Annotated in this window: 43 protein-coding genes; 27 read left to right on the plus strand and 16 right to left on the minus strand. The window is 66.1% G+C overall.

Annotated elements, in window-relative coordinates; all coding sequences use genetic code 11:
- The first annotated feature begins 299 nt into the window (after nt 1-299).
- The 12 genes from DL519_RS44060 (at nt 300) to DL519_RS44115 (ending at nt 8,833) form a co-directional block, all read left to right on the plus strand.
- Complete coding sequence (locus DL519_RS44060; protein ID WP_190824705.1) at nt 300-500, plus strand: phage distal tail protein; 201 nt, start codon at nt 300-302, stop codon at nt 498-500.
- A 264-nt stretch (nt 501-764) separates the two neighbouring features.
- Nucleotides 765-992 carry a hypothetical protein gene (locus DL519_RS44065; protein ID WP_190824706.1) on the plus strand — a complete coding sequence of 76 codons (228 nt, stop codon included), beginning with the start codon at nt 765-767 and terminating at the stop codon, nt 990-992.
- Entirely contained in the window at nt 989-1,537 is a 549-nt protein-coding gene (locus DL519_RS44070) for a hypothetical protein (RefSeq protein WP_190824707.1), read from the plus strand. Before DL519_RS44065 ends, DL519_RS44070 begins: the two co-directional genes overlap by 4 nt.
- 78 nt (nt 1,538-1,615) lie before the next feature.
- Nucleotides 1,616-2,899, plus strand: coding sequence for a hypothetical protein (locus DL519_RS44075; protein ID WP_190824708.1), 1,284 nt, complete (start codon nt 1,616-1,618; stop codon nt 2,897-2,899).
- Nucleotides 2,900-3,004: 105 nt separating this feature from the next.
- Nucleotides 3,005-3,370 (plus strand): hypothetical protein, encoded by a 366-nt coding sequence (locus DL519_RS44080; RefSeq protein WP_190824709.1) that lies wholly within the window; start codon nt 3,005-3,007, stop codon nt 3,368-3,370.
- Between the two features lie 114 nt (nt 3,371-3,484).
- Nucleotides 3,485-3,703 (plus strand): hypothetical protein, encoded by a 219-nt coding sequence (locus DL519_RS44085; RefSeq protein WP_190824710.1) that lies wholly within the window; start codon nt 3,485-3,487, stop codon nt 3,701-3,703.
- 19 nt (nt 3,704-3,722) lie between these two features.
- Complete coding sequence (locus tag DL519_RS44090; protein ID WP_190824690.1) at nt 3,723-3,935, plus strand: hypothetical protein; 213 nt, start codon at nt 3,723-3,725, stop codon at nt 3,933-3,935.
- Complete coding sequence (locus DL519_RS44095; protein ID WP_223840492.1) at nt 3,932-4,846, plus strand: hypothetical protein; 915 nt, start codon at nt 3,932-3,934, stop codon at nt 4,844-4,846. Before DL519_RS44090 ends, DL519_RS44095 begins: the two co-directional genes overlap by 4 nt.
- Entirely contained in the window at nt 4,843-5,376 is a 534-nt protein-coding gene (locus DL519_RS44100) for a 3'-5' exoribonuclease domain-containing protein (RefSeq protein ID WP_190824692.1), read from the plus strand. The genes DL519_RS44095 and DL519_RS44100 overlap by 4 nt, the downstream gene beginning before the upstream one ends.
- The gene (locus DL519_RS44105) at nt 5,373-6,476 is read left to right on the plus strand and encodes a glycoside hydrolase family 25 protein (RefSeq protein ID WP_190824693.1); all 1,104 of its coding nucleotides are present in this window, start codon (nt 5,373-5,375) and stop codon (nt 6,474-6,476) included. Before DL519_RS44100 ends, DL519_RS44105 begins: the two co-directional genes overlap by 4 nt.
- Complete coding sequence (locus tag DL519_RS44110) at nt 6,473-6,796, plus strand: hypothetical protein (protein ID WP_190824694.1); 324 nt, start codon at nt 6,473-6,475, stop codon at nt 6,794-6,796. Before DL519_RS44105 ends, DL519_RS44110 begins: the two co-directional genes overlap by 4 nt.
- 117 nt (nt 6,797-6,913) lie before the next feature.
- Nucleotides 6,914-8,833: a GDSL-type esterase/lipase family protein gene (locus DL519_RS44115; RefSeq protein ID WP_190824695.1), complete on the plus strand. Its 1,920-nt coding sequence runs from the start codon at nt 6,914-6,916 to the stop codon at nt 8,831-8,833.
- 91 nt (nt 8,834-8,924) lie between these two features.
- Here the strand turns inward: DL519_RS44115 and DL519_RS44120 are convergent, their stop codons facing one another.
- The 7 genes from DL519_RS44120 to DL519_RS44150 all read right to left on the minus strand — a co-directional run bounded on the left by DL519_RS44120 (nt 8,925) and on the right by DL519_RS44150 (nt 12,608).
- Nucleotides 8,925-9,071, minus strand: a complete 147-nt coding sequence (locus tag DL519_RS44120) for a hypothetical protein (protein ID WP_190824696.1) — start codon at nt 9,069-9,071, stop codon at nt 8,925-8,927.
- 215 nt (nt 9,072-9,286) lie between these two features.
- A complete protein-coding gene (locus DL519_RS44125) occupies nt 9,287-9,574 on the minus strand; it encodes a hypothetical protein (RefSeq protein ID WP_190824697.1) in 288 nt (95 codons plus the stop codon).
- Nucleotides 9,575-9,782: 208 nt separating this feature from the next.
- Nucleotides 9,783-9,920 carry a hypothetical protein gene (locus DL519_RS44130; protein WP_190824698.1) on the minus strand — a complete coding sequence of 46 codons (138 nt, stop codon included), beginning with the start codon at nt 9,918-9,920 and terminating at the stop codon, nt 9,783-9,785.
- Nucleotides 9,921-9,973: 53 nt separating this feature from the next.
- Nucleotides 9,974-10,318: a hypothetical protein gene (locus DL519_RS48165; protein WP_223840493.1), complete on the minus strand. Its 345-nt coding sequence runs from the start codon at nt 10,316-10,318 to the stop codon at nt 9,974-9,976.
- Between the two features lie 517 nt (nt 10,319-10,835).
- A complete protein-coding gene (locus DL519_RS44140; RefSeq protein ID WP_190824699.1) occupies nt 10,836-11,246 on the minus strand; it encodes a hypothetical protein in 411 nt (136 codons plus the stop codon).
- A 344-nt stretch (nt 11,247-11,590) separates the two neighbouring features.
- On the minus strand, nt 11,591-11,797 hold the full coding sequence (locus DL519_RS44145; protein WP_317891452.1) for a DUF397 domain-containing protein: 207 nt from the start codon (nt 11,795-11,797) through the stop codon (nt 11,591-11,593).
- Nucleotides 11,798-11,801: 4 nt separating this feature from the next.
- A complete protein-coding gene (locus DL519_RS44150; RefSeq protein WP_223840494.1) occupies nt 11,802-12,608 on the minus strand; it encodes a helix-turn-helix domain-containing protein in 807 nt (268 codons plus the stop codon).
- A 292-nt stretch (nt 12,609-12,900) separates the two neighbouring features.
- Here DL519_RS44150 and DL519_RS44155 point away from each other — a divergent pair, with 292 nt between their 5' ends.
- Together DL519_RS44155 and DL519_RS44160 are read left to right on the plus strand one after the other, a co-directional pair.
- A complete protein-coding gene (locus tag DL519_RS44155) occupies nt 12,901-13,308 on the plus strand; it encodes a hypothetical protein (protein WP_190824701.1) in 408 nt (135 codons plus the stop codon).
- Entirely contained in the window at nt 13,308-13,685 is a 378-nt protein-coding gene (locus DL519_RS44160; RefSeq protein WP_190824711.1) for a hypothetical protein, read from the plus strand. The genes DL519_RS44155 and DL519_RS44160 overlap by 1 nt, the downstream gene beginning before the upstream one ends.
- 115 nt (nt 13,686-13,800) lie before the next feature.
- Here the strand turns inward: DL519_RS44160 and DL519_RS44165 are convergent, their stop codons facing one another.
- From DL519_RS44165 to DL519_RS44200, 8 genes are all read right to left on the minus strand, one after another.
- Nucleotides 13,801-14,136 (minus strand): DNA translocase FtsK, encoded by a 336-nt coding sequence (locus DL519_RS44165; protein ID WP_190824712.1) that lies wholly within the window; start codon nt 14,134-14,136, stop codon nt 13,801-13,803.
- Nucleotides 14,133-14,603 carry a hypothetical protein gene (locus DL519_RS44170; RefSeq protein WP_190824713.1) on the minus strand — a complete coding sequence of 157 codons (471 nt, stop codon included), beginning with the start codon at nt 14,601-14,603 and terminating at the stop codon, nt 14,133-14,135. The genes DL519_RS44165 and DL519_RS44170 overlap by 4 nt, the downstream gene beginning before the upstream one ends.
- Nucleotides 14,593-14,940 carry a hypothetical protein gene (locus DL519_RS44175; RefSeq protein ID WP_190824714.1) on the minus strand — a complete coding sequence of 116 codons (348 nt, stop codon included), beginning with the start codon at nt 14,938-14,940 and terminating at the stop codon, nt 14,593-14,595. The genes DL519_RS44170 and DL519_RS44175 overlap by 11 nt, the downstream gene beginning before the upstream one ends.
- A gap of 5 nt (nt 14,941-14,945) precedes the next feature.
- Complete coding sequence (locus tag DL519_RS44180) at nt 14,946-15,326, minus strand: hypothetical protein (RefSeq protein WP_190824715.1); 381 nt, start codon at nt 15,324-15,326, stop codon at nt 14,946-14,948.
- A 135-nt stretch (nt 15,327-15,461) separates the two neighbouring features.
- Nucleotides 15,462-15,635, minus strand: coding sequence for a hypothetical protein (locus tag DL519_RS44185; RefSeq protein ID WP_190824716.1), 174 nt, complete (start codon nt 15,633-15,635; stop codon nt 15,462-15,464).
- A gap of 50 nt (nt 15,636-15,685) precedes the next feature.
- Nucleotides 15,686-15,964: a hypothetical protein gene (locus tag DL519_RS44190; protein WP_190824717.1), complete on the minus strand. Its 279-nt coding sequence runs from the start codon at nt 15,962-15,964 to the stop codon at nt 15,686-15,688.
- 2 nt (nt 15,965-15,966) lie between these two features.
- Entirely contained in the window at nt 15,967-17,013 is a 1,047-nt protein-coding gene (locus DL519_RS44195) for a tyrosine-type recombinase/integrase (RefSeq protein WP_190824718.1), read from the minus strand.
- Nucleotides 17,010-17,342 carry a hypothetical protein gene (locus DL519_RS44200; RefSeq protein ID WP_190824719.1) on the minus strand — a complete coding sequence of 111 codons (333 nt, stop codon included), beginning with the start codon at nt 17,340-17,342 and terminating at the stop codon, nt 17,010-17,012. Before DL519_RS44200 ends, DL519_RS44195 begins: the two co-directional genes overlap by 4 nt.
- Before the next feature lie 108 nt (nt 17,343-17,450).
- Here DL519_RS44200 and DL519_RS44205 point away from each other — a divergent pair, with 108 nt between their 5' ends.
- From DL519_RS44205 to DL519_RS44245, 9 genes are all read left to right on the plus strand, one after another.
- Entirely contained in the window at nt 17,451-17,888 is a 438-nt protein-coding gene (locus tag DL519_RS44205) for a hypothetical protein (RefSeq protein WP_190824720.1), read from the plus strand.
- Nucleotides 17,889-17,941: 53 nt separating this feature from the next.
- On the plus strand, nt 17,942-18,415 hold the full coding sequence (locus DL519_RS44210) for a hypothetical protein (RefSeq protein WP_190824721.1): 474 nt from the start codon (nt 17,942-17,944) through the stop codon (nt 18,413-18,415).
- 31 nt (nt 18,416-18,446) lie between these two features.
- Nucleotides 18,447-18,749, plus strand: coding sequence for a hypothetical protein (locus DL519_RS44215; RefSeq protein ID WP_190824722.1), 303 nt, complete (start codon nt 18,447-18,449; stop codon nt 18,747-18,749).
- 90 nt (nt 18,750-18,839) lie between these two features.
- Nucleotides 18,840-19,085, plus strand: coding sequence for a hypothetical protein (locus tag DL519_RS44220; RefSeq protein WP_190824723.1), 246 nt, complete (start codon nt 18,840-18,842; stop codon nt 19,083-19,085).
- A gap of 88 nt (nt 19,086-19,173) precedes the next feature.
- Nucleotides 19,174-19,791 (plus strand): hypothetical protein, encoded by a 618-nt coding sequence (locus DL519_RS44225; protein ID WP_190824724.1) that lies wholly within the window; start codon nt 19,174-19,176, stop codon nt 19,789-19,791.
- The gene (locus tag DL519_RS44230; protein ID WP_190824725.1) at nt 19,788-19,970 is read left to right on the plus strand and encodes a hypothetical protein; all 183 of its coding nucleotides are present in this window, start codon (nt 19,788-19,790) and stop codon (nt 19,968-19,970) included. Before DL519_RS44225 ends, DL519_RS44230 begins: the two co-directional genes overlap by 4 nt.
- Nucleotides 19,945-20,148, plus strand: a complete 204-nt coding sequence (locus DL519_RS44235) for a hypothetical protein (protein ID WP_223840495.1) — start codon at nt 19,945-19,947, stop codon at nt 20,146-20,148. Before DL519_RS44230 ends, DL519_RS44235 begins: the two co-directional genes overlap by 26 nt.
- Nucleotides 20,149-20,231: 83 nt before the next feature.
- On the plus strand, nt 20,232-21,110 hold the full coding sequence (locus DL519_RS44240; protein ID WP_190824727.1) for a 3'-5' exonuclease: 879 nt from the start codon (nt 20,232-20,234) through the stop codon (nt 21,108-21,110).
- Nucleotides 21,111-21,544: 434 nt separating this feature from the next.
- Nucleotides 21,545-21,751 carry a hypothetical protein gene (locus tag DL519_RS44245; RefSeq protein WP_190824728.1) on the plus strand — a complete coding sequence of 69 codons (207 nt, stop codon included), beginning with the start codon at nt 21,545-21,547 and terminating at the stop codon, nt 21,749-21,751.
- Here DL519_RS44245 and DL519_RS44250 read toward each other — a convergent pair.
- Nucleotides 21,748-22,209, minus strand: coding sequence for a helix-turn-helix domain-containing protein (locus DL519_RS44250; protein ID WP_190824729.1), 462 nt, complete (start codon nt 22,207-22,209; stop codon nt 21,748-21,750). The two genes, DL519_RS44245 and DL519_RS44250, sit on opposite strands and share 4 nt — an antisense overlap.
- Nucleotides 22,210-22,360: 151 nt before the next feature.
- Here DL519_RS44250 and DL519_RS44255 point away from each other — a divergent pair, with 151 nt between their 5' ends.
- The 4 genes from DL519_RS44255 (at nt 22,361) to DL519_RS44270 (ending at nt 24,626) form a co-directional block, all read left to right on the plus strand.
- Nucleotides 22,361-22,909, plus strand: coding sequence for a helix-turn-helix domain-containing protein (locus DL519_RS44255; RefSeq protein WP_190824730.1), 549 nt, complete (start codon nt 22,361-22,363; stop codon nt 22,907-22,909).
- A 93-nt stretch (nt 22,910-23,002) separates the two neighbouring features.
- Nucleotides 23,003-23,308, plus strand: a complete 306-nt coding sequence (locus DL519_RS44260; protein WP_190824731.1) for a hypothetical protein — start codon at nt 23,003-23,005, stop codon at nt 23,306-23,308.
- Complete coding sequence (locus DL519_RS44265; protein WP_190824732.1) at nt 23,305-23,556, plus strand: hypothetical protein; 252 nt, start codon at nt 23,305-23,307, stop codon at nt 23,554-23,556. The genes DL519_RS44260 and DL519_RS44265 overlap by 4 nt, the downstream gene beginning before the upstream one ends.
- The gene (locus tag DL519_RS44270; protein ID WP_190824733.1) at nt 23,553-24,626 is read left to right on the plus strand and encodes a YqaJ viral recombinase family nuclease; all 1,074 of its coding nucleotides are present in this window, start codon (nt 23,553-23,555) and stop codon (nt 24,624-24,626) included. The genes DL519_RS44265 and DL519_RS44270 overlap by 4 nt, the downstream gene beginning before the upstream one ends.
- The last annotated feature ends 31 nt before the right edge of the window (nt 24,627-24,657 follow it).

Genomic DNA, 24,657 nt, shown 5'->3' on the forward strand with positions numbered 1-24,657 from the left:
ACTCGCTGCAGTTCACCGCGCCCGAGCCTCGCCTGTTGGACGTGGTCACCCGCACCGCATCAACACAGATGGCGCAGTCCGGGGCCGGGGCGTGGCCTGGAACGGGCCCGCCGGCGGCTCCGGTACGCGGTGGAACGGCCCGACCGGGGATCCGGGCTGTCGTGGGTGCGCGGTGAGTACCGGCGTGGTGCGGCTGGACAACACCGACGGGACCGCGCCGGCCGATGTGATCGCGACGATTACCGGCCGGCGCAGAACCCGTCGATCTCCACTGGCACGTCGTGGATCACCTACAACGGGTGCTGTCATCGACTGACGTGCTGGTCATCAACACCGGATCCGGTGCGGTGCAGCTCAACGGCGTCAACCGGCGCAGCTATCTGACCGGCGCGAACTGGTTCCAGATTCCCGCCGGCGGTTCTGTCGACGTCCGGTTCACGGCCGAGGTGCAGAACGCGCAGGCGAGCATGACCGCCAGCTGGCGCGTCTCCTACTACTGAAAGGCCCGGTCCACAAATGGCTGTCGCGCTGACCGACGCCGTCCCACTCACAGCGGCGGACGGCATCACCGGCCTGAACAACGGCCGGGACATGCGGAAGTTCATCTCGGGTTTGCTGCTGCCAGACGTCAAGTCCGCGAACCCGTTGGCGGTGCGCAACGGCGTGCTGCCGCACAACTGGGACGTGAGCGGCTGCACGTCGCTGCGGGTGCAGCAGCAGACCACCGCGAGCATGAACGTCGACGTACTCGCCGGGCACCTGGTGTGCGAGCGCACCGGCCAGGGCCCGTATCTGGGCTGGTCGGAATCGACGATCGTGGTGCCGATTTCGACCGCGAACGCCACCAACCGCGCATCGACGTCATCTTCGCGACGGTCTACGACCAGGCGTCGATCCCGACCGACCCTGGGCACGGCCCAGTCGTCGACGTGCTCACTGGGACGCCTGCGGCGAGTCCGGTTGCGCGGACGGACCTGCCGGATGGGCGGTGAAGCTGGCCGAGGTCCGGGTCAATGCGACCGTCACCACGATCACCAGCAGCAACATCACCGACAAGCGGATGTCGACCGCGCTCACTGGCGGGGTGAGGTACATGCTGCCGGGCGACTCGGTGCTGGACACGGGCCGCATCGACGGGGAGCTGCGGATCCGCAAGGCGGCGGCGCCGTGGCCGCAGCTGATGGACTACTGGGACGCCACACAGAGCCTGTGGCGGGGCACGATGGGCGCCACGTTCACCCAGACCTATCCGGGCACCCCGGACGGCAACAACAACGTCACCGGCGTGATCACCGGCGCGAACAACACGCTGATCAGCCTGAACATCCCGGATCCAGGGTTTCCGTACCGGGTGATCGCCTCGACGCTGTTCAAGCTCATTTCGATCTCGTCGCCGACGACGATCAACTACTACTGCAACGTCAACAACGGGCCTTTCGCCGGCGCGATCGCCACGGCAGGGCCGGGCGGGACAACCGGTGTCCGGTCGTGCCGATCGGCGGCACCATTTTCACCGGCGCGAGCACGGTCCGTCTGAAAATCGACGTGCTCGGCGGCGGTAGCGTCACGTGGGGCGCTGACGTGCGTAACCCCTGACGGTGCAGGTCGTGCCAGCATGACCACGCCCGCTGCCGGCGGTCACCGGTTACTGCTGGCCAACACTGTGACCGGCCAGGTGCACGCCGAGTTGCCCATGGGCAACCAGGTTCCGACGTGGCAGCGGCAGCTGAACAACACCGGCTCACTCACCGCGCAAGTGTCGCTATCCCCTCGCCTGGACGACGACACGTACACCATGCTCACCGAGCCGTGGCGCTGGACCGTCGTCTACGCCTACGGCAACAGCATCTTGCAGGCCGGGCTGTTGACCGGGTTCGACTTCGACGACATGCAAGGGTTCTCGGCGACGGTGCGCACGGCCACGCTGTGGGAGTTCCTCGGGAAAAAAGCGCTGGTGGCCTACTGCGGAGCAGGTCAGTCTGTGACACAGGCCGACGTGATCTTCTCGCCGACCAGCCCCGACCTGGCCAACCGCAGCCTGTCCTGGGGATCGGTGGCGGCGCGCCTGGTGGGCATCTACCTGGCCAACGCCGGCCAGTACGCGCTGCCGATCCGGCTGCCGGACCTGGTCGCCGGGTCGGCGACGGTCACCTACGCCGTCACGGATTTGGCCTACACCGGGCAACGCCTTACCGAGCTCACGCAACAGGATGCCGGGCCTGAAATCGAGTTCGTGTGCGAGTGGAATGACTCGTCGCAGCAGGCGATCGTGTGGCGCATGCGGGTCGGCGAACCGCGACTTGGACAGCTCGGCTACCCGCACGTCTGGGATTACCGGCAGGCATGCCAGTCGCTGAAGACGACGCTCGACGGCAGTCGCCAGGCGTTCGGAGTGATCGCAAAAGGCGCGGACAACCGGACCACCTCCGGGACCTTTACCTACGCCGAAATCTCTGACATGACCTGGCCGGCGGCAGGGTGGCCGTGGATGCAGACCGCCGACACCACGCACCTGTCGGAGACCTCGCAAGCGGTGATCTCCTCGTACGCCACCGGCACCCTGCGGACTTTCATGCCTCCGTTGTGGACGGCGCAGGCCACGATCCGCATCGATGGCCGCAACCCGTCCGGGCTACCGACCGGGTCACCGTCGATCGAGGCGCTCTCTACGGGAGACACCGCGGTGATGCAGGTGCGCGATCACGCGTGGATCTATGACGCCCAGTACGCGTGCCGGATCTTGTCGATCGGCTCCGGGATGGATCCGTGGACAGCGACGCTTGATCTGCAGGTGATGGGGGTGTGGTCGCATGACGATGCCTTCGATTCCGCCGGGGCGGGCGCCGGTGCCGGCGACCATGCGCACCGAGGTTGCCGCGGTGCGGCAGCGGCTCGATGAGCTGGGCGCAGCGGCAGCATCGCGTCCACCCCGTGCGGGGATTGGACCGATGACGGCGCCAACGCCGGCGGAACCACCATCTCCAACGGCTCCGGTGGCGGCGGCGTGGGCGTGAAGATCACCGATATCGGTGTGCTGATCGGCAGCCCAGTCGGATGCTCGCTGTCCGCGGGCACGTTCACTCCCACCCGTGCGGGCCGCTGGATGTTCACGTTCACCGTGCAGTTCGTCGGCGGCGCGTCGGCGATGCGCGCGATCTACCTAGCGCTCGGCACCGCCAGCAACACACCCGGCGGGCAGCGGTACGGGCTCAACTCAGGCGTCGCCGACGCCATCTCATCGAGCACGACGCTCACCCTCGCCGCCAACCAACCCGTGTCGATCTACGCAGCGTGCTGGACGACTGGCGGATCGGTGGGGATCTGGCGCGCGAACGGAAACCTGCTGTCGGCCACCTGGATGGGCCTCTGAGCGTGGGCCTCTGAGCGAAAGAGAGCGACCAATGACCGACCCGTCGTATCCCGCTACGTCGTCCCGCCCACGCTGTGGGCTGCGCAAACGTGGGACGGCACGAACACCCAGCCAGTGGCGGACTTCCTTGCCGCGCACCAGATCAACGCGGGGCTCGCCGCGTCCAGCACCACGCTGTATCTGCTGATGGGCTCCTCGTCGCCGTCGTACGCAGCGAACACGTCGATTGTGCTGCGCAACGACGGCGCCGGCTGGTACGTCGACGCAGCGCGCACCAACACGTCCGGTCTGGTGTCGTACGCGGATTTTTATTCGACTCCCGCCCCTGCCTGATCCCCATGGAGGGCACGTCGTGGGTGACATCTCGACACTGCTCGGCGCGATCGGAACCCTCATCACCGCTGTTGGCGGTGCGATCGGTGTTGTGGTCACCGCGATTCGCAGCGGCAACCGGCAGGCGAAAGCCGCCGCGGAGAAAGCCGCATCCGAGATCGATGACGAGCAGAGCAAGAAGATCGCCGAGCTCGAAGCTCAGTTACGCAAGCTGGCACAGGGGGAACCGTGATCAGTGATCGTGCGAGACAGGCAGCCAAAGACGCCGCCCGTAGTACGTCCCGCCGGAACTGGCCGCTGTTTGCGATGGCGGGCATCGTCGTCGCCGCGGTCGCGGCTTTCGCTGTCCTCTACTTCGTGGACCGTGCAGGGGCGCGTGCGGAGCAGGAGGCGTTGCAGGCGCAGGTGTCTGCGCTTGCAGCGGATGCGAAGGCTGTGGCCGCCCCGCTGGATCAGCTATGTGCGACGGATCAGAGCGTCCGTGATCGTGCTGGCCAGGCGTGCCAGAAGGCGGCCGAGGTGAAGCAGCAAGCGCCACCGGTGCTGGAGCTGGTGCCGGGTGAGGACGGGCGCGGCATCACCTCAACAGCGATCGAGGCCGGGCGCCTGGTCGTGTCGTACACCGATGGCACCCGGCGTGATGTCGGGCAGGTCGTTGGGCAGCCCGGCGCGACGGGGGCGACCGGGGAGCCAGGGCGCGGCGTGGTCGCCACGGTGCTTGACGGCGTCGACCTGGTCGTCATCTACAGCGACGGCGCCCGCGAGAACCTCGGTCGGATCGTGGGCCGCGACGGCGCTCCCGGGCGGGGCATCGCGTCGGTGGACGGCTCTACGGGCCGCCTGATCATCACCTACGACGACGGCACCACGCAGGACGCCGGCGAGCTTCCCCGTGGAGCGCGTGGCGCACCGCCGGCGAGTTGGACGGTGCAGCGCGCCGACGGCTCGACCGAGCGGTGCACCCGTGACGAGGGCAGCCCGGAAACGGCGCCGACGTACTCGTGCACAGCATCCGGCGGGCCGACTGCTCCGCCGACAGAAACCACAACCGAGACCACGACCGAGACGACGACGGTCACCGCCACCCGTCCGCCGCCGGACGAAAACGGCGGGCTGCTACCGACTACCAAGGGGCGCCCATGAGGCACTGGTACGACACCGAGTTCATCGAGGACGGCCGAACTATCGACCTGATCTCGATCGGCATCGTCGCCGAGGACGGCCGCGAGTACTACGCCGTCGTCGAAGACGCCCCGTGGCGGCGGATCAAAAAGCATGCGTGGCTGATGGCCAACGTCGTCCCGCACTTGCCTCAGGGGCACGGGGACCGGCGGCACTCGATCCCGGGTCGGTTGCCGATCGACTTCGCCGATCCGCTGGTCAAGCACCGCAAGCGCATCGCGGAGGAGGTGCGCGACTTCCTGCTACGGGATGGCAAGCCGGAGCTGTGGGCCGACTATGGCGCATACGACCATGTCGTCCTGTGCCAGCTCTGGGGCACGATGATGGACCTCCCGATCGGGATTCCGATGCACACGATGGACGTGCAGCAGGAGGCCGTGCGGCTCGGTGTCACCGAGTTCCCCGAGCAGGACGGCGCGGAGCACAACGCGCTCGCTGACGCCCGCCACACCCGCGTGAAGTGGCAGCACCTGCAGGGGGTGGCGGCGTGATCTGGGGTATCGACATTTCGAGATACCAGGCCGGAATCGACCTGGACAAGGCGCGGGCCGAGGGCTTCGACTTCGTCCTCATCAAAGCGACGCAGGGCAGTTCGTGGGTGGATCCCCAGTTCGCCCGCAACCTCGCCGCCGCCCGCGCCGCGGGCCTGCTGCATGCCGCCTACCACTACCAGGAGGGCAGCGTCAGCGCGGCGGCGCAGGCCGACCACATTGCACGAGTCGTGCCGCAAGACTGCCCGGTGATCCTCGACGTGGAGAAGGGTGGCGGCCCGGCCGCGCTGACTCGGGATCTCACCCAGCGGTTGCGGGACAAGGGCTATCTGCTGCCCTTGTTGTATTTGCCGGAGTGGTACTGGCGCGAGCTCGGCCGGCCGTCCCTGGCTGGTCTGCCGCCGCTGTGGTATTCGCGATACCCCTCCAATCGCGCCGGTAGCGCCTCGGAGGTCTACGCCCGCAACCAAACCTGGCTGGATGGCCTGTGGGGCGGCTACGGGGGTTTGAGCGTCGCTGTTCTGCAGTTCACCGACCAGGGCCGGGTCGCTGGCCGTTCGCCGGTCGACTGCAACGCATTCCGCGGCACCCGCGAACAGCTTGCCGCGCTGCTCGGCGGCTCTGGTGGCGCATCTGGCGCCGTTTCCGCACAGGAGGAGGACGACTTGACCCCCGAACAGGACGAGCGCTTGAAGCGCATCGAGAAAGAGCTGGTCGGCTCGTGGGACGCCAACGGTGTCCCGAAGGGCTGGGGCACCGACATCGGGCCGCGCACGGTCGTCGCGATGCTCGTCGACCTCGTCAACGCACTGTTGGGCGAGCAGCTGTCCACCTATCCCAACAGCAAGATCAAGCTGTCGGCAGTCAGGGCGATCCGCGACAACAACGGCCTGTTGTTCCAGCTTCCGGCGATGATCAACGCGGCCGGGCAGGCTGATCCCGCGAAGGTCGCCGCTGCGCTGCGCCCGGTGCTCGCCGATGTCGTCGGCCCGGTCGTGGCCGAGTCCGTACGCGCAGCGCTCGGCGAGGACAACCAGGCGCAGGCCGACGCGATCGTTACTGAGTTGGCGCAGCGGCTGGCGGGAGGTGTGGCGGCATGAGCAACGTTGAGCTGACCGCGCTGGTCGTCTCCGGACTTGTGGGCCTGGTGATCCCGTGGCTGACCGAGCTGGTCACGCACTCAGCGGCCCGTACCGAGCTGAAATCCGTGGTGACTGCGGCGTTGTCGGCGATTACCGGCGCGGTGTCGACCGTCGCTGTTGTCCCGGGCGCGGACTGGCGGGCGTATCTGCTGGCCATCGGCACGGCGTGGGTCTTCTCGATGCGCACCTACTTCGCCGGTTTCGTCCGGCCGATCGCGCCCAGCAGCGGCATCGGCGCACCGCAGGCGAAGCACGCTGCGCCCGACGCCGCCGAGTAGCACCACGCAGGCCCAGTGAGGCGGAAAGCACAGCAGCCCCCAGTGCCCGATGGCGCTGGGGGCTCTTTCGTGTCTCGCCCCCTGATCAGGAACAACGACTTTGAAAGGACTGCGGACATGGCGGCATCCTTGGCCGGCTCGTGGCAGCCGGTCACCACCCGCTCGACGCTGAACCCGCACTACCTGGATCCGGTCACCGGGGCGCCGAGCCGCGACGCGATCCCACAGACCCCGGCCCGGTTCGGCCGCACCCTGCGGCGGGTGCTGCAACACGGCATCCAGCAGGTTCGCCTGGAGTGGCGCAACGTCTACTGCCAGGTTGACGACCCCGGGGAGGTCGACGGCCCGAACCCGGTGTGGATCCGGGCGTCCATCGAGTACCCGGCTGGGGCATGGCGGCAAGTCAACGGCTCCACCACCTGGTCAGCGACGACGGCCTACGCGGTCGGGGACCAGGTGCTGCACGACGGCGTGCGGTACGTGGCGGGCGCGGCCACGACCGCCGGGCAGTCGCCGGCGGCGGGCGGCCCGTGGCGGCCGGTGCGGTTGTTCCCGGTGACGTGGACGGGCACGACGGACACCGCGACCGTCCAACCTGGGCAGACAGTCATGTCCGACCCGATTGACCTTAGTGATGTGCGGCTGCTGGCAGGGGAGCGGCTGGCGGTGGGCCTGCTCGCCTTCACCGGCGGCGTGGGCAGCATCGTCAGCGGCGCGGATGCGATCGCCGGGGACTTCGTGTGCGACTTCCCGACCGCGCCATGGCCGGGCGCGGCCGACGACTTGGTGGTGCAGCCGGTCACCGACCAGACCTCGATGCCGGTCGGAACGCCGCTGCCGATGCCGACTGTTGTCGAGGGATTGTCGCCCAACCCCAACACCGTGATGGCGCTGGGCGATTCGCTGTTCCAGGGGCTGTACGACTCCGACATCGACGGCGATACCGGCGGGTTCATCCCTCGTGCGTTGCGAGCGACCCAGCACTACCGGATGTCGGTGTCCGGTCAGCGCGCCGATTCACTGTCGTTGCCAACGCAGGTCACGACGTGGCGGGATGAACTGCTCGCCCGGTACAACGTCGTGATCACCGACCTGGGCGGCAACGACGCTGTGCGGTCCGATGGCACCACCGACATCTCGAGCAACACGGCGATGGTGCAGGCCCGCATGACCGCGCTGTGGCGCTACCTCGCGCAGCGCTGCCCGAACGTGTGGGCCACCACGATCACCCCGTGGACTGCGAGCACGGACGGCTGGTCGACGCTGGCCGGGCAGTCGCGGGCGAACCAGATCATGGGCGGCACGAACGGCCTTGATGGCGTGTGGGGACGGCTCCGCACCTGGTTCCGGGATGGCTGCCCGATCCAGGTGTTCGGGCGGACGGTTCGCGCCGGCGAGGGCGAGCACCCGTTGGCCGGGATCGTCGACGTCGGATATGCCATCACCGACCCCGCATCTGGCTGGAAGTGGAAGGCCGGACTAACCACGGACGGGATGCACCCGACCGCGGCCGGCCACCAGCTCATGGCCACGGCGTTGACCCCGTACTTGCCCGCGCTCGCCCGTGGCGGCCGGATCGAGGATCTCCCAGCGGGGTCGTTCGGTGGGGCGTGGCAGTCCGGTACCGGGATGGTGCAGTCCCTGCGGAACACGACTGTGCCGGTCACGTGCCTGTCGTCCACGGTGGACGAGCCGCGAGGCTGTACCTACTCGGCCGGGGTGTTCACGGCGTTGGTTGAGGGGGAGTGGGACTTCGACTGGTCGCTGCAGTGGTGCGGCGGTGATAGCTCGATCCGGTGGGGGTTCCTCGCACCACCGGACTACCTGGCCAACCCGGTGAAGAGGTACGGGGCGCAGGGGGTTGGTGGCTCGGTCGAGGTGTTTTCGGGCTCGGCGACGCTCTGCCTGAAAGCCGGTCAGCAGATGGTGTTGTGGATGTCGTCGAAGAACACGACCGCCGATTCGGCGTTGTGGGGCACGGGCGGGTCCGTGAGCCTTCGGGCATCCTGGCGCGGCCTCCGACGCTCGCAGACCTGACGAAGGGGCTCCCGGTACGTGTGGGTATCGGGAGCCCCCTTTGTCAGGGTTTCGGGTCAGTCGTCTTTCCGCATGGCGCGGGCCTTCGGGTTCAGGGGCGCTCGCTGGCCAAGCGGTCCACAACCTGGGCAAGCCCAACGAGTCCTGCGATATTGAGCTCGCCAACCAAATCGTCATCTTCGAGTGCATCGGCGGCGAGCATGTCCTCGATCTGGGTTATCCGGTCGATGTCCAGCATGCCGTGCATCCTGTGTTGTTCGTCTTCCCATGCCATTGCATCCCTCCAACTTGGGGCCCGGGACAGTTTCAGGAGTTCAGGGCCTCCAGGTGTCGGGCCTTGCGGCTATTGTTGATCGCACAGGCTCGCCCGGTGGTTGGCCGGGTCGGGGTGAGGGTAGAAGATGCCCCGCGGTGTCGTGGTTGGGCCGCGGGGCATCGCCATGTCCGGGCTCTTTAGGCCTTACCTGTTCCGCCGCAGCGGATGCACGGGATACCCGCGCCGTCCGGGTGCTTGCCTGATTCACCGCTTCCTTTGCAGTTCGGGCAGGTGATGCCGTGCAGCGGCCGGGTCGCGATCATCATCAGCTGCTGTGAGCTGACCTCGATGTCGATGACGTCGCCACTGGTGGTGACGACCTGCAGGATCGGCTGGCCAGCATCGTCGGTGAGTGTGACGCGCCGTGCTGTGAGGCGTTGGGCGGTGTTGGTCATCGGAACCCCTCCGGTGTTCTGCAGGCTCATCGGTGCTGATTGCTATCGCCCATGATGGTCGCGCTGTTGATGGGGCGGGATCAGCTGATCGCGTGGTGGCCTGCCATCGCGGGGGATCAAGAGCCCCCGTACGTCGTGTTTGCTGGCCCATTTGCCCGTACAGGCTCCTGATCGTCTTGTTGGCAATCTTGTGCCTCGTGGCAGGTTCGAGGGCTCTCAAGGCGTTCTGCGCCGTCGATCACTCGGTTTGGGGCGCCATGTGGCCGTCGTCGGCGGGGTCTTCTTCTGGAAGCACTGCGGCCAGCCACGAACGCAGGTCGGGGGCCCCTTCGTAGGGCCGTTCGTGGCCGCTCGTCTTGTCCTCGTGGTCAGTCATGCTCGATACATCGGCAGCGTGGCGTGGTGGCCTGACAAGCCTGACATTCGCGGTCAGTCGTCCCGCGGTTCGTCATGCCAGGCGAGTCCGCCGGCCACCATTTCCTCCAGGACCCGCCGCACCGCGTCGATGTCGTCGATCCCGGCGATGGCCGCCAGGTCCTTGGGCGGGTATGGGCCACCGCCGTGGCGGGTGACCACGTTGCGGATCGCATGGGTGATTTCCAGGTCGTGGGTCTGTTGGGCGACTGGCTCCAGCTCGGCGAGCACCTGCTCCAACCACGTGGTGTCTTCCCCGGCTGCTCGACGCTGGGTGATCTCGCTACGTACCGACGCCACGAGGTCGGCAACGACGGTGACGATCCGGGCGATCTCTCGGTCTTGGTCGGAGGGTTCCACGCTTCCAGCCTGCGCTTGCTGTGCCGCTCGGGTGCCAGGGTCGAAGGGCTCCGCCTCGCGCGCGTCTACTTACGAAACTCACCCTCACCAGAGCAGGCCAGCGCCCGACCACGTCCAGAGTTGGCTGCGCATAAGTCTGTTACGTAGGGAACCCCGACGTAGGAGGGGTTTCCTACGTGCGCGGGGGGCGCGGGGGGCGGCGTAGCCCCCCGGTGGTGTTCTTCCTATAAACCAGTGTTCTTCTCCCGGTGGTCTTCTAAAGAGAGCGGAAAAACCTACGTTGGTTTTCCCGCACTGGTTGCGACCTGCCCGAACAGGCGTTTATGCAGGTCGCACCATGTCCGAAAACCCGCACTGGTGTGATCATTCCGTGATCATCGCCGAAGCCTGTCGCATCGTCGCAGGTCAGAACCAGTGCGGAAAATCCGATGTGGTTGCGACCAGTAGGAACGACGAGATGCCAGCGGGCCCCCAACCTAACCGGTTGGGGGCCCGCTTTCGGCATGCTCGGGGCAGTTCAGGCGGCGTCGTCGCCGCGCTCCTTGGCCACCTGCTTCAGGATCTGGGCGACCTCGTCGGGGTCATCGGTCACCCACCAGGTGTAAGGCCCATACAGGCCGCCGATGTTCTTGCCGTTCTTGTCGACGGTCCCGGCGGGGTAGCGGATTCGCTCGCCGCGGTAGACGTAGCCGAACTTCTGCAGCTCCTTGATCGCGCCGTCGATGGCGGTCTTGCCGTCCTTGTTCTGGCGCTCGATTAGGTCGACGGTGATGTCGAAGCCTTCCTTGTGGCTGGCCAGGTTCAGGAACAGGCCCTTGGCCTTCAGGCTCAGTCGGGGATCACGGGCGAGTGCGTTGGTGACAAGCGTGAAGTGGTCGCCAGCCATCCGGCCACGGCGGAGTCCGCCGATGAATTCGTCGCGGGACAACGATGGTCCTTCCCCGCCCGGTGCCAGGTTCGGGTTTGCGACACGTTCCACACCTGGCTAGCGCTGGTGTGGGGTGTACCCGTACCATCGGCACCGAACGATTTGGGTCGTTGAAACCGTCGCCCTCGCCTGCCAAAGCTTGGGGCGGCGGTTTCTTTTTGTCTTGTGACCGGGTGGGTCACCTGATCGAGTAAACCCTACAACATCAACACTGTGAACGGCCGTAGCGAAACGCCCGAACGCGTCAGCCCGCGTGGCACGATGGAACCGGCGACGGCCGCGCCAGAACACAGAGACGCCCCTGGACCACCGTTCCAGGGGCGTCTCGTTCGTTTAGGGCCAGGTCAGATGTCGAACTGGCCGGCCTTCACGCGGCTGGTGAATGCCGCCCACTGCTGGCGGTCCACCGTGAAGTGGCCCAGCTCGCGGGCTTTGGTGTCACGAACGCCCACCGCAGCGTTCGTGATCGCCACCTCCACACACTGACCTGCGCCATTGCCGCCCGAACGGGACGACTTGCGCCAGGAGTTGGCTTGGAACTCCATGCTCATCTCGTTACACCTCCTTTCGGGTCTTCTCGATCAGTCTCGCTGAGTCCTTCGGGCTCAACGCACTCGCCGTCAGGTGGTTCATCAGGTGCCGATGCTGGGTGATGTCGGCAAGCTCTTCGAACCATATGGCCCGGACCAGAGTCTCGATGTAGACGACTCCCGGATCGTCCGGCTGGTCAAAGTCCATGATGGTGAACGGGCCACGCGATGCGCGCATCACATCACCACCGTTCGGCACTACCTGCAGGCTGACGGTCGGCAGGTTCGCCATCTCCAGGAGATGGTCAAGCTGGTCGCGCTTCACCGCATCCGGGGCGTCGTAGGAGGTCAGCGCGAACTCTGTGGTGATCGCCCACAGCTGCACTGGGCATTCTGAGCGCGTCAGGATCTCCTTGCGCTGCAGGCGGACCTGTCGCCGGGATTCCAGCGTCACGTTGGTCACGTGGTCGTTGATGGGATCCATCAACATGTGCACGTAGCCCTCGGATTGCAGTAGTCCGGGGATGATCAGTGGTTCCCACGACGTCACTTGCCGCGCCCCGTCCTCAAGGCCAAGGAACACCTCGAATCCGGTGGGCTGCCTCGCATCCGGCAGGTTGTCCCACCAGTCTTTTCGCTTCAGCAGTTTCAGCTGCTCATCGAACCAGGCGGTTTCGTGCTCGGCGTCGTAGGCACGTAGCAGAGCGAGGATGAGTTTGCGCTGCGGTTGTCGGCGACGGTTCTCCAGGTGGGAGATCGCGCCCTCGCTGTAGCCGGTGGCCTTGGCTGCGGCGTCCTGGCTCATGCCGGCCTGCTTCCGCAGCTTGATCATTTTGAACGCAATGGATCGTTGCAAGACGGTTGGGCTTTTGCCGCTCACGGCCTTGTCTCCCTCGCTGGTTGGTGATGGGAGAAGGGTACGGGCGGGACACGATCGGCGTATCGCATGCGTAAACCCTACCCGGTAGGGTTTACTACTATTAAGGTCATCTTCAATGGTGACCAGCTCACCGTAGACCACCGGCGCGGGACGGTTGACCAGCACCACGAAACCACCAACCAAAGTGCCCGCCCCGCGCCGGTCACCAACCACCAACCACAGTGCAGAGACCCGGAGAACACCAATGAACGACCTGTTCAAGATCTCCGCCACTTCGTCGACCGGCGCCCCCTTCGTCACCAGCGCACCGAACCCGGCCGCCGCGTACGCCGCCGCCCGGATGTTCGCTGACGAGGGCTACATCAACCCGGCCAAGCCGATCGAATGGCAGCTCGTGCCGAACTTCGGGCTGATCGTCGAGTGCTTCGTCCGCATCGACGACGGCCCCACACACCTAGTGCTCCTCGAACCCGGCCAGCGCGTCACCACCACCCTCGAAACCTGCTGCGCCGCAACACTCGAGCTCACCGGCGACAAGGTCGAGGTCACCACCGCCCGCGGCGCACGTGGCATCCCCTGCCCGCTCTGCCACACCACGTGGGCCGCCCGCTTCGACCAGCTCAACGCGCGCATCGCGGCGGTGTCCGCCTGATGGCCGCCGAACCGCAGATCCCGCAGCCGACCGGCGATATCGCGGAGCTGCTGCAGCGCTGCCGCTACAACAAGGACACCCCGTTGGGCTGGATTCAGGGGTACTACCAGCGGCACGCCTACGTGGGCCCGCTTGGCGCGCTCGGCCCGGTCGAGGCGCTGTGCGGCATGGAGGTCACCCACTGCGAGCCGCGCCCCGACAGCCGGGATGCCACTTGTCCCCGTTGCTTCGAGCGCAGCGTGTGGATCCGTAACCACCGGCCCCCGGCTTCCCAGCTGCGCGGGCCCCACCACAAGCAGCCAGATGCGACCCGCCCGAGCATCCGGCACGTCGAACCGCAGGGCGAACGTCAGGAGGACAAGACGAAGCACCAATGAACTCGGTGCCGCTGGTGGCCGTGGTCGCCAACCCCCGAACCAGCAGGCACCAACATGAAAGATGGGCCCGGCTCCTACTTCCCCCGAGGAGCCGGGCCCATCTGCTATGCCCGAACTACTCGGCGGGCCTCCACAGCCCGGTCATCCACGTGAACACCTCGTGCGCGGCATCCTGCTGGTACAGCACCGGGTTGGAGCGGGAACTATCGTCCTGCGCGCCGACGACTTCGTACCGCACCAATTCGTCCATCACCTGTCTGGCCAGCGTGAACGAGATCCGGAGCCGTCGTTGCAGCATCGAGGTAGAACCGAACCCGGTCCAGATCACCAGCCGCGCGCCGGCCGCGACCATGTCCGCGGTCAGCTCTGTCCGGGTTGGCAGGTCCACGTCGAAGTGGGCGCCGCGCACATGGTCCCAACGCTGCTGCAGTTCCTTCTCGACATCGCTCATCGGGTGGTCTCCTTCTCCAGTCTGGTCGCCGCCCGCCGCATCCTGCTGATCTCCTTCCGCAACGCCTTTTCCAACTCGGCCGGGTCGGTGACGTCCAGCAGATCAGCCAGCTGGCCGACGGACTCGCGCAGCTGCGCCGCCCGCCCTTCCTGCTCACCGAATCGCCGGTTGCGATCCTCCAAACTCGCGACCGCAGCAACAGTGCCTGTTTCTCCATAACTCGCCAACCACTGCAGCGTGGCGCGCTCCATCTCTGTTGGCTCGAACCCCAACGGTTCCTGGAGCGCGGCCATGCGGTCGGCGTGGACCCGTTCCACCCACGATTCATGGGATTCTGGGGGGTCGGCATGCAGATCCTGGTCCAGCGAGTGGTCCGGCACGTCATACGGCGGCCTGACCCGCACAGCGGACCGGGTGGTGATCGGCTCGTGCACCGGGCCCGCAGCGTCTAGGTCGTTAGCGTTCATCAGACCTCTCGCTTTCCTCAGCGCGCGACCGCTGACGGTTCGCGGACTCTGCCATCTGGTCGGCGAGCTGCCGGAATTGATCGATAGAGTCACTGCACACCGACCACAGCAACGGCGAATTGACGTTCAGATGTTGCAGTTGCTTGATCAGGTCACGATTCGCCCGGGCGATGGTGGCGAGTTCCTCGTACACCGACGCCATCTCGCGCCGCACCTCCGGTGCAACGTCGTCTCCTGCCAGGTGCTGGCGTTCGTCCAGCCATTTACTTAGCTCTGCCCACCGTTCCCGATTCCTGCTGTAGGCAGCATCCAGGTCTTGCATACTCTTGTCGCTCATCTCGATCAGTCCTCGTCCCCGTAGCTGCCGCCCTGCAGGCGCCCCGCCAAGAATCTTTCGTTCTTCGCGGAGAGCGCTTCTTTTTCGGTGACCACACCGCAGCGCACCTGAATGTCAAGAAGCTCGTGCCACTCATGGTCAACGAACCCGGCTCGTTCTTCCGGTTTCATAGTGCGCACCGTGACAAGCTTCATCACTTCCTGGAGCTGGGAAATGGTGACGCGGTGCAGGTGCGCATGAGGCTTGACCACAGTGGGCGCGTACACGAACCACGTGAACGGGTCGGTGGTGTCCTGTGCGATCACAAGCTCGTCGAACTCCGTGAGGTTCCACCACATCTGACGCTCGTCTTCCCAACACGGTGGTGGGGTCAGTTCGTTGGTCATGTCTTTCCTCCAGCAAGTTCCGGTTGGTTGGTGGAGTTGACCCGAAAATTTTGGGCCCTCAGATGGCCTGTAACGGCCTGGCGGGGCTCGCCCGAAGCGATGGGATGGGCGAGCCACCAGGGGAAACGCGGGTGATCAGTCGGTCACGCCGTAGCGCTCGCAGGCTTGCCTCAGCAACCGCTGCCGCATCCCGTCAGGGATCTTGCGCATGAGCGACTCCAGCGAGTTCCAGGCGCGCAACTCCAGGGATGCCTCATCAAACGCTCGCTGCGCCAGGCGTTCCACGGTGTCGTTGGGGGATTCCATCATCACTGCTCCTTCGTGGTTGGTGGTGCGGTTGTATCGGGGGCCGCCGACAGCTACTCGGCGCCTGGCTTCTCGCGCCAGAACGAGGAATCCGTGGGGCGTTCGCCCTTGAGCCACGCAGTGGTTTCCGCCATGCTGTCGGCGACCGCGGAAGGGTTGAGCACCGCCAGCACCATGTCGCTGAACTGCTTGCGTGCTTCACGATCGGCAGCGTCCAGTCCACGCGCTACCTTGCGCGCCCAATACGCCTGCTCTGTCTCCAGCCGCGGCAGGAGTTCATCCCGGGTGAGGTTGTTCAGATCGTCCCAGGTGAGCCGCTTGAACCGGGCCATCGTCACTGCTCCTCGTCGTCTTCGTCGTAGTGGTTGGTGAACGTCGCCGCGGACACCAGGTGTGCCGGATCAGTGGCCAGGTCGGCTCCCTGGTGGTCATAGAGCGCGGTCGTCGCCTCTGACTCGTGGCCGAGCGCGATGCGCCGCGACTCCAGCGACGCGCCGCGGGCCTTGGCGATCTCGTTGAACGCGTGCCGGCATGAGTGCGGGGTGACCCGATCGGCCTCGACGATCCCAGCGTGCTTGGCCAGCCGTTTGATCAGCTCGTAGATCTGGTTGCGGGTGACGCGCTTCCCGCGGTTGTCCACGATCATCGCGGGCTCGCCCTCGACCTTCGGGCGCAGGCCAAGCCAGTCATCGAGAATCGGCGCGAACTGCGCGGTGACCGGTCGCACCCGGATCTTGTTGCCCTTGGCGCGCATCGTCAGGACCCGCATGCCACGGCGGGTTCCGATGTCGTCGACGTCGAGGTTGCAGACCTCCGACACACGGGCGCCTAGGTCGATCATCGAGCTGATGACCAGTAGGAACGCCTGCGGATGCATGACCCGCTGCGGCAGTTTCCGTACTGAGGCCAGCATCCGGCGGGCGTCTGCCTCGTTGATCGACTGGGTGGGGGAGTGCTTTCGGTCGTACTTCGGGCGCTGGGCGTCACGCGCGGGGTTGTAGGCCACCGCTCCGGATTGGGCGGCGTGCCGGTAGAACGAGCTGACCGCGTTGATTTTGCGGGTGCGGGTGCGCGCGGCCAGCGGTTTCCCGTGCGCGCTGGTGAGCCGCGCGAGGTATTCGCCGTACATCTGCACTTCGGGCAGCCCGACCGTCAGCGGGTCCAGGTCGACGGACTCGCACCAGCGGCGGTATTGCTCGAAATCCCGTGTGTATTCGTCGAACGTGGCCTTGCTGGTGTTGTGTCCGGCGAGCCAGGAGGCTTGCAGCTGGTCGAGCGTCCAGCGGTGTTCGGGCTCGCGGTAGTGCTCGACGGTGCCGGGCGACCGGCGCTGAGGTGCGCCGGGCTCCGGCATGATGATCTCGATCTCGCTGTTGCTCATGCGATGGTCGTGCATTCCGGTTGTTCGGGGACGTACGGAGTGCAGTCCTCGCACAGCACCGCGATCGGCCCGTCGCCTTCGCAGGCGAGACCGATAGGAACCCACTCGATCCGCTCGACGCCGCTGGGCTGTTCCCGCAGGACATAGCCCGCAGGCGCGTCACAACGCCAGCACCGAACACTGTCCGGCTGGGATAGCAGTTCGTGCAGGGTGGCCTGCCACTGTTCGGGAAGTGAGGCGTACTCGGGATCGCCAAGTGCGGAGTCGTATGGGTTCGACTCGATGAACACGTACTGAACCTGCGTCAGCGTGGAGCAAGTTTCGGTCATTGGTTCCTCCGTTCTGAGATCACTCTACCCCATGAGTCAACATAACCGGGATTATGTTGACAATCGTGCTACGGTGAAACCGAACCACCAACCACAGGAGCAACAGAGATGGCGATCAGCATCAGCAAGCCCCGAACGGTCAGCTACCTCGGTCGCGAGGCCACCCGCACCACCTACCAGCACGACGACGGAACCGGGCCCCGCGTGGTCACCACCAAGTGGACCGACAACGGCGCGATCGACGTCAGGGTGCACAAGGGCCGCCGCGTCTACGCCGAGAAGAAGAACGCCGGGCAGATCGAGGTCGACGACATGCTGCTCGACTGGCTCGGTCTGTTTCCGCCAGTCGATCAGATCCCGAAGTACTTCGACTACCACCGCGCCGTGATCGCGGTGCGCAATGGCCACCTGCAGCCCGGACAGATCATCGAGCTGCACGGAACCCGCTGCCAGGTCGCCGAGAACGGGGAGATCACCGGAGTCAAGAACTCCCCCACCGACGCCAGCAGCCACGACAGCCCCCGGCCCACAGCGGCGGTCCGGTGATGCTGTCCGCCCAGCCGGGCAGCATCACCAACCACACCCCCAAGGAGGACCCGATGACCGAGCCCAGCGCCACCGACCCGACCCAGCTCACCGACGAAGAGCTGTATGCCTTGATCCGCGAGCACGGCGAGACCTACACCTACGGCAGTTCGTCGAATCCCACCCTCGGAACCGAGCTGCGACGCCGCAACGCCTTCCTGGAAGGGATTCACGAGGCGCTGAAAGAGAGCCGCGCCGCCGACCAGGCATCGGCGGAGGACTTCTGGCGAATGGATCTGCCGGAGTCCGAGCAGACCAAGGCGATCTGGGCGCTGTACCGGCGCAACGTCGACTACGTGATCGGCGTCCGTCCCGTCACCGCCGAGCAGGCCGTCACGACCCTGACCGCTGAAGGCCACGACAGGGCCGACGTCGTCGCCGCGATCGACTCGCTGATCGTCGCCGGGCTCGAACTGCCGCAGCCCGACGAGGGCACCGTTATCAGCGACGCCGAGATGCAGGTGCTGCGCGACCAGCTCGCCAGCTGACACCGCCAACCACCAACCACAGGAGCATCAGATGACCAAGCTGCGTACCGGCGTCGACTACGGCGACATCTGTTCGATCTCCATCGACTTCGACGAGTGGCTGATGCGGTCGACGTGCCCGCTGAGCCAGTTCGTTGCCGAAACGCTGCGATCGCACGGTGTCCGGGCCGACGACAAGCAGATCCACGGGATCGCCGCCGGGCTGGACGACATGGCGCGCTCGGTCGTGGACGACGAAGAGGCATGGGTGGCGCGGATCCTGCGCCGCAACGGAATCACTGTGCACGAGCTCGTCGAGCCGGAGACCGAGAAGACCGAGCAGGCATTGTTCTGATCCCGGTAGTCACGAGAGCGCGCGGCCGGGGGGACGCGCGTTGTCTGCCCAACCGGGCTCACCACCAACCACAGCAAGGAGAACACCGACATGACCGGACCCGAGCATTACCAGCAGGCCGAGATGATCCTCACCCAGGTGAAGAACGGGCACACCCCGGACGGCACCCCGATCAGCAACGCCGCGGAGTTTCTGGCACGCGCCCAGGTGCACGCGACGCTCGCGCAAGCCGCCGGCGCCGCGCTCGCTGCAATGGTCGCGGACCCTGGCAGCGGCGACGTTTTCAACGCGACCACTGACGAATGGCACCGGGTCATGGGCGAAAGGGCGTGGTAACCGTGCGGGCTTTCTGGACCATCTTCGTGATCCTCTGCGCGGCCGTGCTGTTCATCGGCTTCCCACTCTACGTCGGGGAGACGCTGCGATGACCGACCACCGGACCGTTACCGACGCGGTGACCGCCATCAGCCGCCTACTGGCCAACCTCGAACCGGCCAACCGCGACGAAGTGCTGCGGCAGGTGAAATCGCGCTACACGACCACCACCGAGCGCGACCTGTACCGGGAACGCGCGACGCTGCTGGCGTACCTGGCGGCTCACCACCCCAGCGCGTTGTCCAACAGCGATGAGGACGAGCCGCGGCTGGTGCTCACCTGGTACCCCGAGGACGAGCAGGAGTGGCAGGTCACCCACCACATCGACCGAGCCGACCTGGATCTGTTCGACCACGTGAGCTGGCGAGAACGCGACGACGAGTTCGTGCGCTGGGACGGACACTGCAAATCCGCAGCCCTGGACCGGATCGAAGCCGCAACGGACTACCGCGCCCACAGTTTGCGAGAGATCCCGATGACCAACCGTGAGCAGGAGCGAACCGAACGGCTGCTGGCGTTGGCACGCCGCCAAGTCCCGGCGCAGGCCGCGCTGGTCGGCGCCCAGCAGCGCGGCGACACCGAAGCGGCCAAGGAAGCCAAGGCCGTACTCGACGACATCGACCGCCAAGTCCGCGAGATCGAGCAGGAGAAGGAGCAGGACCGATGAAGCAGATCATCGTGATCGACGAGGCGCCGGCGGCGATCGACGGACGCAAGCCGATGGAGTGGGACGCGATCGATCCCGCGCAGGCCGAGAAGCTGCTGCGCGACGCGCGCCAGCTCGCCGACGAGCGCGCCCGGATGGCCGGGGGCGACAGCGATGTACGTGCATCGCGTTCGAGCTGACCAGGTCGACCCGGAACGGCACCTCTACGTCAACCGGCCAGGCAAAACGCCGTACCCGTTCACGATCCACAAGGTGCGTCCGCTCCCCGACGGGCGGGTGCGCATCGAGTTCGGCGGCACCCACGTTGCCTGCAAACCCGACTTCAAGGTCCTGGTCACCGACGTCGACGAAGCGTGAACTGTCCGACCCGGCACCTACCGTTAGGTGTCGGGTCGGGCTCTCTCCACCAACCACACCCCCTGCAGGAAGAGGTCAACGAGATGGCCGACGAACCACCGATCTACGCATCCCCCCAGGACGCGCCCCCATTCCTGAAGTCCCGCAGCAAGCTCCGCGCCCGCGGACTCGTACCCGTCGACCCGAACCAGCCGGCGGCGCTGATCTGCTGGTCCGACGGCAGCAAACCCCCGTATGCGGTGTTCGACGAACGCACGGCGCGGCCGATCCAGGACGCGCCCAACAGCGACCAGCGACGCGCCGACAGGCAGGCCGCGGCCGACTGGGCACGCGAAGTACTCGCAGATCCCAACGCGCTGTTCCTGGACACCGAAACCACCGGACTCGACGGCATGGTCATCGAGATCGCCGCTGTCGCCGCCGACGGAACCGTGGTGCTGCAGCAGCTGATCGACCCTGGTGTGCCGATCGAACCGGGCGCTACCGAGCAGCACGGACTCACCGACGCCGACGTTGCCGGTAAGCCGATGCTCGGCGAGGTCGACCTGTCCGCGCTCGATGGTCGGAGGATCATCGCGTGGAATGGCGAGTTCGACCGAAAGGCCTTGCGCCGCAGCTACGACCACCACAACCTGCCGCATCCGTCGTGGCTGACTGTCGAGTGGGATGACGCGATGCTGCACCACGCTGCTCACGTCGGTCAGTGGGACGAGGGCCGCGGCCACTACCGCGTCCACCGCTGCGAGGGCGATCACCGGTGCGCGTCGGACTGCGTCGCCGGGTGGCGCAAGATCCGGGCGATGGCCGGCCAGGTCGCTGATCCGAACACGATCGCGCTGGTCTATGCGCGGCTGCGGGAGCAGATTGAGTCCGGGTTTTTCGTGGGTGTTGATGGCCCGGTGGCGGTGGAGATGGTGTTGCGGGAGCTGTGGGATTTGAAGGCGCGGGTGGAGACGTCATAGTCTGGCGTTGGGGTTAAGACGAAAGTCGGGGCCGTCCTTGGGGAGTAAACCCAAGGACGGCCCCGTTTGGTATTTGTGGGTGGTTTTGGTAACGCGTTTGCCCTAGGGCGAGTATTTGAGTGGTCACGGCAAGTGATCGCGAAGGGTACTCGCATTCGAACGCATGTGCGGCCAAAGGGGTGAATTTTACCCCTTCGAGCAATGGCCCCCATAGCCCTCCACAAAGGACCCCACCGCCTTACAGGGCAGGTAGACCACACCGTCCCCCCACCCAACCCCCGCGAACACTCTCCGCGAGGAGAACACCACCCGATCGTGGATGGATGCGCCAACCGGCGCATCCACGTAAGGATGAGGAACCCCGGTCCAAACCGCCCGCCACCCCCACACCTGACAAGGACAAGGGTGGCAAGCACACGAGGAGGACATCCGCGATGAGCAGCATGGAACACCCACCCCCTGATGGGATCGCTGGTCACCTCGACAACCTGGTCCGCGGTAACGGGTACCTCTCCGGAGTGGAAACGATCCGCATCGAGCACCTGGTGGTGTCCACCATCGAATCCCGCGGCGCTGATGGCCGGCACCGGATCAAGTCCGTGTTTCACCATTTGAAGCCACATGCGCCGCAGGACAACTAATCCGTCGGGTCGTCGATCTCGACGTCGTACAGGATCCCGTGGTCTTGTTCGGCGCCGAGATCGGGATCCAGTATCGAGTTGATCATGCCGAGCACTGCGGAACGCTGGCCCGGCGTCATCCGTTTCAGCTTTGCTGCCAGCTCGGACACGGTGATCGTCGGAGTCGCCTCCAGGTCCGGCGCGTCGATTTTCGGGTCGTAGCCGGCGGCCCGCAGCGCCTCGCGCGGATCAGCGTTCACCGCCCGCGCCGCGGTAACGATGTCGTCGGGCTTTGGGCGGAACGGTTTGTAGCCTCCGGCGACTGCACGTACTCCGCGCTCGATTTGGTGCCACTTCCCCTGAGACATGCCGGCGCGCTTGGCTGCGCCCGCGATGCCGAGTTTTCGCCGTTCACGGGCTTTCTTAAGTAGATCACCGAGCGGCCAGGGCTCGATTTCAGGGGATTCGGTGGTCGCCATGCGGGCAAGTCTGACCTAACCCGGCTCGTGGCCACAAATGCGGGTGTACACACCTGAGTACGCATCGTGTGGGCATGAGATTTGACGTTTGCGCAGAAGGGTGGGCGTATAAGGCTTGCGAAGTGTACGACTGTGTACGTAAGCTGTAGGCATGGTTGTTCACACCACAGAACCAGCCCCAGTATCCCGCCGGAGACCCTGGTTCGAGCTACGCGCCGCCCGTATCGCCGCAGGCCACCACACGCAAGTCAGCCTCGCGAAAGCCACCGGGCTGTCCAAGCAATACCTGTGCCTGCTGGAGAACGGCACCCGAAGCCCCAACACCCGAGTGCTCGCCACCATCGCCGCCGCGCTCGGCGTTCCCCGCGACCAACTCGCCCCCCGGCCGCTCACCGAGAGCCCCGACGACGTCGCCCGACTACTGCGCGCACTCCCCCGCAACTGCGTCCGCGCCAGCATGCCCCTCGAACCCGCAGGCACCCAGTTCGGCGATTGCGAATGGTGCGCCGACGAAACCGGCATCGGTGACGCCCGCGTCCGCATCTCCTGGGACGTCGAGGACTCCACCGAAGGCCGCCTCTACGACGTCTGCCCAGCGTGCATGTTCGCCGTCGTCGACGAGGCCCGCTCTGAGTCCGACGCCGTGACCGTCGAGTACACGATCGTCGCCCCCGCCGAAACCCTCCCCGCCGCTGCCTGATCAGCGGAAACCGGGCCTGCGTAGTGAACATCGCCACTCAGGTCCGCGTGCCCCGCAGAAGCGGAAACCACCAACCACGAAACCGAGGTACTTATGACCGACGCCTCTGATCTGCCCATCCAGAACGTTGCCGTGACCGTGTTCGTTTCGGTGCCCGCAGTCGACCAACTCGACGGTGCGTTCATCGCGGAAATCGCCGTACGCCAGGCACTCCGCTCCACCTGCACCGACACCAAAACCCGACGCCACACAGTGCAGCTACGCGATGGCGAACAACGCGATCTCACCGTCGCCGCAGTCCGCGAAATCGGCATGGCAGTCCGCAACGGCGATCTGTGGATCTCCCCCACCCACCAGCCGTTCCGCCTCTACGAGCAGGAACAAGAGGCGACGCAATGATCCGCGCCACCGTCCGCACCTCCCGGAAACCCCGCCGCTGCATCACCTGCGACCGACCCGCCATCAAAACCGGCGACCGCTACCGCGAAATCGTCATGAGCCCCAACCACAACGGGCTCGGCTACCCCGGATGGATGCGCGGCGGCGAATGCGCTAGCTGCGCCGACACCTACGGGCGCGGCTTCTTGATCAACAACACCAACCCATCGAACCCAGCAACCCATCAACCAGCGGAGTCCACGCGATGACCGCCACCCTCAACCAGGTCAACCAGACCGCCGAGCCCCGCCCCGAACACGCCCAGCAGATCCTGCCCCCAGCCGCCGACGACTGGCACGACATGATCGCCCATCACCGCGACTGGCTCGCCACCCGCCGCACCGGCATCGGCAGCAGCGACGCGTCCACCCTCGTCGGGCTCAACCGCTACCGGTCCCGCTACGAACTGTGGCTCGACAAAACCGGGCAGCTCCCTATCGTCCTGGAGACGCCCTCCGAATCCGCCGAGATGGGAACCCTGCTCGAACCCATCGTGCGTGACCGGTTCGCCCGCATCCACCAGCTCACCATCACCCCAGCCGGAACGTGGCGATCGACCCGATGGCCGTGGATGCTCGCAAACCCGGACGGGTTCTGCTCGGACGGCGCCGGATACGAGGGCAAGACCACCTCGGCGTGGTTGGCGCACGAGTGGGACGACGAGCAGGTCCCCGACCACGCCGAACTTCAGGCCCAGTGGTGCATGGCCGTCACCGGATTCAGCCGGTGGCACGTGGCGGTTTGCATCGGCGGGCAGCGCAACGAGTACCGCCTGGTCGAGCGCGACGAGGAGCTGATCTCCCAGCTCGTCGAGATCAGCGGCCGGTTCTGGCGCGAGCACGTCGAAACCGGTGAAGCGCCCGCGCTCGACGGATCCGCCAGCGTCGAGGCGTTCCTGGCCGCCCACTTCCCCACCGCCACCGACACCGCGGTCACCGTCGACGACGGGCTCGCTGACGACATGGTGCGAGCCAAGGCCAAGACCGCCCAAGCGCTCAAGGACGCCACCGCCGACCACGACGAAATCAAGAACCGCGTACGCGGCCTGATCGGCAACAACGAGCGCCTCGACACCCCCAGCGGCCGAACCATCGCCACCTGGAAACACATCAACAAGCTCAACACCAAGCGCCTCGCCGCCGAACACCCCGAGCTTGTCACGGCCTACACGCGCGAAGTCATCCGCGCAGAGCTGGACGTGGACGCGCTCAAGGCCGAGCACCCCGACATCTGGGCCGCGTACCGCACCCGGCAGCTGCGATTCACCACCGGCGACTGACCAATCCACCAACCACAGCAAGGAGAACGGC

This window comes from Saccharopolyspora pogona, from assembly GCF_014697215.1.
Taxonomy (GTDB): Bacteria; Actinomycetota; Actinomycetes; order Mycobacteriales; family Pseudonocardiaceae; genus Saccharopolyspora; species Saccharopolyspora hattusasensis.

Bases quoted from the DNA above. Each gene is read 5' to 3' on its own strand.
- DL519_RS44075 (WP_190824708.1), top strand. From the start codon at position 1,616: ATGACCACGCCCGCTGCCGGCGGTCACCGGTTACTGCTGGCCAACACT.
- DL519_RS44155 (WP_190824701.1), top strand. From the start codon at position 12,901: ATGAACGACCTGTTCAAGATCTCCGCCACTTCGTCGACCGGCGCCCCC.
- DL519_RS44245 (WP_190824728.1), top strand. From the start codon at position 21,545: ATGAGCAGCATGGAACACCCACCCCCTGATGGGATCGCTGGTCACCTC.
- DL519_RS44250 (WP_190824729.1), bottom strand. From the start codon at position 22,209: ATGGCGACCACCGAATCCCCTGAAATCGAGCCCTGGCCGCTCGGTGAT.
- DL519_RS44200 (WP_190824719.1), bottom strand. From the start codon at position 17,342: ATGACCGAAACTTGCTCCACGCTGACGCAGGTTCAGTACGTGTTCATC.
- DL519_RS44185 (WP_190824716.1), bottom strand. From the start codon at position 15,635: ATGATGGAATCCCCCAACGACACCGTGGAACGCCTGGCGCAGCGAGCG.
- DL519_RS44120 (WP_190824696.1), bottom strand. From the start codon at position 9,071: ATGCTGGACATCGACCGGATAACCCAGATCGAGGACATGCTCGCCGCC.
- DL519_RS44270 (WP_190824733.1), top strand. From the start codon at position 23,553: ATGACCGCCACCCTCAACCAGGTCAACCAGACCGCCGAGCCCCGCCCC.
- DL519_RS44215 (WP_190824722.1), top strand. From the start codon at position 18,447: ATGACCAAGCTGCGTACCGGCGTCGACTACGGCGACATCTGTTCGATC.
- DL519_RS44260 (WP_190824731.1), top strand. From the start codon at position 23,003: ATGACCGACGCCTCTGATCTGCCCATCCAGAACGTTGCCGTGACCGTG.
- DL519_RS44180 (WP_190824715.1), bottom strand. From the start codon at position 15,326: ATGACCAACGAACTGACCCCACCACCGTGTTGGGAAGACGAGCGTCAG.
- DL519_RS44225 (WP_190824724.1), top strand. From the start codon at position 19,174: ATGACCGACCACCGGACCGTTACCGACGCGGTGACCGCCATCAGCCGC.
- DL519_RS44150 (WP_223840494.1), bottom strand. From the start codon at position 12,608: ATGATCAAGCTGCGGAAGCAGGCCGGCATGAGCCAGGACGCCGCAGCC.
- DL519_RS44230 (WP_190824725.1), top strand. From the start codon at position 19,788: ATGAAGCAGATCATCGTGATCGACGAGGCGCCGGCGGCGATCGACGGA.
- DL519_RS44205 (WP_190824720.1), top strand. From the start codon at position 17,451: ATGGCGATCAGCATCAGCAAGCCCCGAACGGTCAGCTACCTCGGTCGC.
- DL519_RS44100 (WP_190824692.1), top strand. From the start codon at position 4,843: ATGAGGCACTGGTACGACACCGAGTTCATCGAGGACGGCCGAACTATC.
- DL519_RS44220 (WP_190824723.1), top strand. From the start codon at position 18,840: ATGACCGGACCCGAGCATTACCAGCAGGCCGAGATGATCCTCACCCAG.
- DL519_RS44160 (WP_190824711.1), top strand. From the start codon at position 13,308: ATGGCCGCCGAACCGCAGATCCCGCAGCCGACCGGCGATATCGCGGAG.
- DL519_RS44255 (WP_190824730.1), top strand. From the start codon at position 22,361: ATGGTTGTTCACACCACAGAACCAGCCCCAGTATCCCGCCGGAGACCC.
- DL519_RS44165 (WP_190824712.1), bottom strand. From the start codon at position 14,136: ATGAGCGATGTCGAGAAGGAACTGCAGCAGCGTTGGGACCATGTGCGC.
- DL519_RS44265 (WP_190824732.1), top strand. From the start codon at position 23,305: ATGATCCGCGCCACCGTCCGCACCTCCCGGAAACCCCGCCGCTGCATC.
- DL519_RS44175 (WP_190824714.1), bottom strand. From the start codon at position 14,940: ATGAGCGACAAGAGTATGCAAGACCTGGATGCTGCCTACAGCAGGAAT.
- DL519_RS44190 (WP_190824717.1), bottom strand. From the start codon at position 15,964: ATGGCCCGGTTCAAGCGGCTCACCTGGGACGATCTGAACAACCTCACC.
- DL519_RS44145 (WP_317891452.1), bottom strand. From the start codon at position 11,797: ATGAGCATGGAGTTCCAAGCCAACTCCTGGCGCAAGTCGTCCCGTTCG.
- DL519_RS44170 (WP_190824713.1), bottom strand. From the start codon at position 14,603: ATGAACGCTAACGACCTAGACGCTGCGGGCCCGGTGCACGAGCCGATC.
- DL519_RS44235 (WP_223840495.1), top strand. From the start codon at position 19,945: ATGTACGTGCATCGCGTTCGAGCTGACCAGGTCGACCCGGAACGGCAC.
- DL519_RS44125 (WP_190824697.1), bottom strand. From the start codon at position 9,574: ATGAGCCTGCAGAACACCGGAGGGGTTCCGATGACCAACACCGCCCAA.
- DL519_RS44115 (WP_190824695.1), top strand. From the start codon at position 6,914: ATGGCGGCATCCTTGGCCGGCTCGTGGCAGCCGGTCACCACCCGCTCG.
- DL519_RS44195 (WP_190824718.1), bottom strand. From the start codon at position 17,013: ATGAGCAACAGCGAGATCGAGATCATCATGCCGGAGCCCGGCGCACCT.
- DL519_RS44110 (WP_190824694.1), top strand. From the start codon at position 6,473: ATGAGCAACGTTGAGCTGACCGCGCTGGTCGTCTCCGGACTTGTGGGC.
- DL519_RS44240 (WP_190824727.1), top strand. From the start codon at position 20,232: ATGGCCGACGAACCACCGATCTACGCATCCCCCCAGGACGCGCCCCCA.
- DL519_RS44210 (WP_190824721.1), top strand. From the start codon at position 17,942: ATGACCGAGCCCAGCGCCACCGACCCGACCCAGCTCACCGACGAAGAG.
- DL519_RS44130 (WP_190824698.1), bottom strand. From the start codon at position 9,920: ATGACTGACCACGAGGACAAGACGAGCGGCCACGAACGGCCCTACGAA.